Source organism: Leisingera sp. JC1 (assembly GCF_001679925.1).
Taxonomy (GTDB): Bacteria; Pseudomonadota; Alphaproteobacteria; order Rhodobacterales; family Rhodobacteraceae; genus Leisingera.
Map to the genome: position 1 here is coordinate 1 of NZ_LYUZ01000160.1, position 4,591 is coordinate 4,591.

The following is a 4,591-nucleotide window of genomic DNA, read 5'->3' on the forward strand; positions in this document are numbered from 1 at the left end:
CGCCGTGGTCGACCGCATTGCGCAGGATATGCGTCAGCGGGTCGGACAGCCGTTCGATGACCGTCTTGTCGACCTCGGTGTTTTCGCCTTCGGTGACCAGCTTGCAGGTCTTTCCGGTGGCGGCCGAAGCCTCGCGGACGATCCGGGCCATGCGCTGGAACAGCGGCTTCACGGGCTGCGCGCGGATGGCCATGACGCCTTCCTGGATGTCGCGTGCCAGGTTTTTGAAACCTTCCAGCTCGGTCTCGACGTCGCGGGTATCCGAAACGTTGAGATTGGCGATCTGCTGGGCCAGCATCGAATGGTTGATGATAAGCTCCCCGACAGCGTTGATCAGCCGGTCCACCCGCTCGAGCTCGACTCGGAGCGTCGGCTTGGGACCGCCGCGCTGCTCCTGCTTGCCGCTCTCGGCTTTCGGGGCCGAGGCCTTTTCTTCGGCAGCTGCCGGTTTGGCTTCGGGTTCAGGTGCGGGGACCGGCGGCTCAAAAGGGGCTGCAGGCGCCTCCCCCTCAGGGGCAGCTGCGGCATCTGCGGCAGGCGGTGCAGCGAACATCGCATCCAGCGCGGCCAATGCGTTGGCTTCCGCCTCGGCATCGCCGTCCCCTTCGATCGACAGCTCGCACAGGCCCTCGACGAATTCGAACACGGCCTCAACCTTCGAACGGGTCTCCTTGGTGACCAGCACCAGGTCCCAGGCCAGATAAGCTTCCGCCATGTCCATGGCATCAAAGCCGGGCAGCTCGTTTTCGTCCATGGTGACGGTCAGCTCACCCAGGTCCTTGAGCGCCTGGAACAGGAAGAACGGCTCATTGCCAGTGCCGTACATTTCCTTCAGCGGCTGGAAGCGGATCCGGTAGGTCTCTTCCTGCGGTTCCGCCGGGGCGCCGCCGAGATCGCCAAGATCCATCATAGGCGCCGGGCCGCCGAGCCCCATCGGCTCGAAGGTGAGATCTTCCTCTTCTTCCGGAATGTACTCATCCAGCGCCGCGAGAAGGGTGTCGTGATGCGCCTCGTCGACCTGGCCGCCGTCGCGGGCAACCTCGACAAGCGCCGACAAATGGTCGCTGGAACGCAGCAGCAGCTGAATCAGCTTCTCGTCCAGGTCCAGCCGGTTGGAGCGCACCTCGTCAAACACAGTCTCGAACCGGTGGGCGAAAGCCACCAGATCATCGAGGCCAAAGGCCCCCGCGCCACCCTTGATCGAGTGCACGGCGCGGAAGATCGCATTGACCACCTCAGAGTCGTGATCGCCTCCTTCGATGGCGGTCAGACCCTCATCCGTTGCTTCGAGGAGCTCTTCGCACTCCTCAAAGAAGGTATCCTGAATAGACCCCGACATCTTAGGCCGCGGCTCCTGTCACGCGCTTGAGCGCAAAAATCAGCGAGGCATCGTCAAACGGCTTGGTGATCCAGCCGGTGGCACCGGCGCCGCGGGCGCGGGCCTTCAGCTCAGGCGCGCTTTCGGTGGTCAGAACCAGGATCGGCACCTTGGAATTGATACCCGTGCCGCGCAGCTCCTCGATCACGCCGAACCCGTCCAGGTTGGGCATATTGATGTCGGTGATCACTACATCGGGATCCACGTTGGGGTACATGTCCACACCCTCGCGGCCATCAACCGCGCAATGGTATTCAAAACCCGCTTCTTCCAGGGTCGCGGCCAGAAGATTCCTGATCGTGCGGGAATCGTCGATTGCCAGAACTTTGGTTTTCATGCTGTTTCCTCGTCTTCAAAACGGTTGGGCTCCAGCCCCAGAAGCGTCAGGGACTTGCGGCAGGATTCGGTGATATTGGTGACTGCGAAGCCCACCCCCTCGGACCGCCATTGCTGCTCTGCACCAAGCAGAAGCTGCAAGCAGCGCGAAGGCATCAGGGCAACACCGCTGCAGTCGATTTCGACCGCCTTGGCGCGCGCCCCTTGCAGGAAGGCGATCAGCGGATCCAGCTCCGCGAAGGCGTTCGGCAGATCCAGATTATGCTTTTGCGTTTCCGTAGTCATTGTCGGCGATTCGCACCCCCGTTGTCGGCGATCAGTTCGAGTTCGATGAGGCAATTCTTAGGGGCGGGGCCTTAACATTTGATTGCCGCCACACCCGTGCAAAAGGGGATTCATAAGGAGACCGCCGCAATTTTCGCGGCAGAAATCCGATCAATTTTTATCTGTGTTCTGACGGTCGGAGAATCACCCGGCGGGGTCTGATAAGGCGTGTTTTCAGCGCTCTGAACAACCTATGGCCGCATCTTTACCAGGCCTTCAGAAAGTGACGCCTGAGCGCAGCAGGTTTCGGCCGGATTCCGCATTGAAATGCGGCAGCGGCCCTGCGCCGTAAGCGGCAAATTAACATCTGCCCTCCAATCTGACTGGCATCACTATTGCGGTGGCCTAGACCGCACTTCTCTTAGGAGGACGGAATGAAAACGTTCAAATCGCTCAAGCTGGCACATAAATTGCCGCTGTTTGTTGTTGGGTTCGGTGTGCTTGTGACGGCGATTCTCGTCACCATCAGCACGATCAGCTTCCAAAAAAGCGCCGAGAAAACCGCGGAAGACCAGTTCCGCTCCATGGTGGCGGACCGGAAGTACTCAGTGCAGACCCTGCTGGACGGCATTCACGCGGATGTGCAGACGCTGGCGGCTGTTCCATCGACGGCAACTGCCATCGAATGGCTGACGATGACCTGGAACGACCTGGAAGGAAATCCGGGCCAGATCCTGCGCCAGGCCTATATCGACGACAACCCGAATCCGATCGGGCAGAAGCATCTTCTGGTGCGCGGCCAGGGTGAGTCGCCCTACCACATGCACCATGAGACCTTCCACCCGGCCTACAAGACACTGATCGAGAGCAAAGGCTACTATGATGCTTTCCTGATCAACCTGGCCGGCGACATCGTCTATTCGGTGTTTAAGGAAAACGACTTCGGCACCAACATGATGACCGGCCCGTTCAAGGACTCCGGTCTGGCCGATGTTTACCGTGCAGCCCTGGAAGGCAGCCGTGGCGAAGTCTTCTTTGCCGACATGAAGCCATATGCGCCCTCCGGTGGTGCAGCTGCCGCTTTTGCAGCCTCTCCGGTGGTAAATGATGCCAATCTGACCGTCGGCGTGCTGGCCGTGCAGATCCCCGTGGACCTGCTGGGTGCCATCGTCAACAACGAGCAGGGCATGGGGCAAACCACACAGGTTTATCTGGCCGGCGCAGACATGCTTGCACGGACCAACTCCCGGTTCGAAGGCGGATTCGACGTGCTGTCGCAATTGCCGAAAACGGAACAGGTGCAAACTGCCTTTGACGGCGAATCACATGTTCTGCAAGGTGTAACCGGCCTCAATGGCCAGAAGGTTCTGGCCTATTCCGAACCGCTGCCGCTGGCCTTTGCCAACTGGGCAATCATCGCCGAACAGGATTGGGCAGAACTGATGGCGCCCGCAGCTGAGAAGCGGAACATGCTGCTTCTGGCCTCGCTGATCTGCGCTGGCGGCATGTCCTTCTTCGGGTGGCTGTTCGCCCGGTCGGTGACCAAGCCGATCGACCGGATCTGCGCCGACATGGAGGCCGTGTCCTCCGGCGATCTCGAAACCGAGGTCGAGGCGGCCAGCCGCGGCGACGAGATCGGCAAGATCGGCAAGACACTGGTCTCCATGCAGGACGATCTGAAGCTGGCCCGTGCCGCCGAAGAGGAGCGCGCCGAGATGCAGCGCCAGCAGCAGCAGGTGGTCGAGAAACTGAGCAGCGGCCTGGTGCAGCTTGCCGATGGCGACTTCTCGCAGCCGATCACCTCGGCCTTCCCGGAAGAATACGAGCAGCTGCGGCAGAACTTCAACAGCACCGTCAGCAACCTCAGCACCACCGTGCAGCAGGTGATCGAGGCCTCCGGCAGCATCCGCAACGGCGCTGCCGAGATCAGCCAGGCCTCCGACGACCTGTCGCACCGCACCGAAAGCCAGGCGGCAACGCTGGAGGAGACCGCGGCCGCGCTGGATGAGCTGACGGCATCGGTGAAATCCGCCGCCGACGGCGCCCGCAGCGTCGAGGCCACCATGGCCGAGGCCCGCACCGAGGCGGAAAACAACCGCGAAGTGGTGCAGAGCGCGGTCTCGGCAATGACCGAGATCGAACAGTCCTCGAACCACATCAGCCAGATCATCAGCGTGATCGACGACATCGCCTTCCAGACCAACCTGCTGGCACTGAACGCCGGCGTCGAGGCGGCGCGGGCGGGCGAGGCCGGCAAGGGCTTTGCGGTGGTCGCCAGCGAGGTGCGCGCCCTGGCGCAGCGGTCCTCGGATGCGGCGATGGAGATCAAGACGCTGATCTCCGACAGCTCCAAACAGGTGGAGCGCGGCGTCGATCTGGTCGGCAAGGCCGGCGAGGCGCTGCAAAGCATCGTCGAGCAGGTGACCCATATCTCGCAGCTGGTCTCCGGCATTGCCGAGGGCGCGGCGGAGCAGTCCACCGGCCTCAACGAGATCAACACCGGCGTCACCCAGCTGGACCAGGTCACGCAGCAGAACGCGGCAATGGTCGAGGAGGCCACTGCGGCAGGCCACATGCTGAACACCGATGCCGGCAAGCTGGCCGAGCTGGTGG

The 4,591-nt window shown here is 61.9% G+C and carries 4 protein-coding genes; 1 reads left to right on the forward strand and 3 read right to left on the reverse strand.

All coding sequences use genetic code 11. From position 1 onward, the window contains the following. From A9D60_RS25130 to A9D60_RS25140, 3 genes are all read right to left on the reverse strand, one after another. Positions 1–1,339: Hpt domain-containing protein (locus A9D60_RS25130; protein ID WP_175393042.1), on the reverse strand; the 1,339-nt coding region annotated here is incomplete at its 3' end. 1 nt (position 1,340) lies between these two features. Beyond that, complete coding sequence (locus tag A9D60_RS25135; protein WP_065270118.1) at positions 1,341–1,715, reverse strand: response regulator; 375 nt, start codon at positions 1,713–1,715, stop codon at positions 1,341–1,343. After that, entirely contained in the window at positions 1,712–1,999 is a 288-nt protein-coding gene (locus A9D60_RS25140; RefSeq protein ID WP_039186441.1) for an STAS domain-containing protein, read from the reverse strand. The genes A9D60_RS25135 and A9D60_RS25140 overlap by 4 nt, the downstream gene beginning before the upstream one ends. Positions 2,000–2,412: 413 nt before the next feature. Between A9D60_RS25140 and A9D60_RS25145 the strand changes: the two genes are divergently transcribed. Continuing rightward, positions 2,413–4,591: methyl-accepting chemotaxis protein (locus A9D60_RS25145; protein WP_065270119.1), on the forward strand; the 2,179-nt coding region annotated here is incomplete at its 3' end.

Bases quoted from the DNA above. Each gene is read 5' to 3' on its own strand.
- A9D60_RS25135 (WP_065270118.1), bottom strand. From the start codon at position 1,715: ATGAAAACCAAAGTTCTGGCAATCGACGATTCCCGCACGATCAGGAAT.
- A9D60_RS25140 (WP_039186441.1), bottom strand. From the start codon at position 1,999: ATGACTACGGAAACGCAAAAGCATAATCTGGATCTGCCGAACGCCTTC.